General features: G+C 47.2%; 1 pseudogene. It reads right to left on the bottom strand.

The features are described from left to right. Nucleotides 1-907 (bottom strand): annotated as a pseudogene (locus R8O11_RS25990) (bifunctional glutamine synthetase adenylyltransferase/deadenyltransferase); the annotation flags it as partial.

Raw genomic sequence — 907 nt, 5'->3', positions numbered from 1 at the left:
AACACTTTTGGGATCAAGCGGTTTAAGACTTCTCGCCCACGGGGGCCGAGCGTTTTCTTGGCCAAGTCGGCTTTAAAGTTGATGATAGCTTTAGAGAATATGGCGGGCTCTTCAACTTGAATGTCCTGCTCTAAAATCAGCTCTAGCACATCTTGTTTATTGGCCATATCCCATAATTCATGGAAATGACGAGCAATCGTGCTGCCCTCATCTTCTTCATCGTCACCAATCAAGGTTTCAAATACTTGATGCACTTTATTCATGTGCTGCTGAGTTTGTTCGATGAGCAGCTCCCACGACTCTAGCTGCATCGCAGTTGCCAGTTTTAAACGCTCAATGTCGCAATCGGGCAGCGTTTGAGTCTGCTTGTCTGCCATTGCTTGCAGTAGATTTTCTAGCTGGCGTAAATATTTATATGCTGCTTCCAGATTGCTGACTTCTTGCGGGGTTAACAATGCAAGCTCTTCAATACCATTTAAGGTTTCGAGCAAGCCACGATTGCGCAAAGATGGCTCTCGCCCGCCACGAATCAGTTGGAAAACTTGCGCGATAAACTCAATTTCTCGAATACCACCAGCACCCAGCTTGATGTTGTTGGTTAAACCGCGACGTCGCACTTCACTGCTGATCATTGATTTCATGCGGCGCAACGACTGAATCGCACTAAAGTCGATGTAACGACGGAACACAAACGGACGCAACATTTTGCGTAGCTCTTGATATTGCGGATACATTTCGCATCCCATCACGCGCGCTTTGATCATCGCGTAACGTTCCCAGTCTCGTCCTTGCTCTTGGTAGTAATCTTCCAACGCAGCATAGCTCATTACCAACGGGCCGCTTTCTCCAAATGGACGCAACCGCATGTCGACGCGATAACAAAAACCATCAAACGTCTGTTGATCGA

The sequence above is a fragment of the Vibrio sp. 1288 genome, assembly GCF_033344475.1.
Note: the sequence above shows the minus strand (reverse complement) of the source record. Positions and strands in the feature narration are given on the sequence as shown.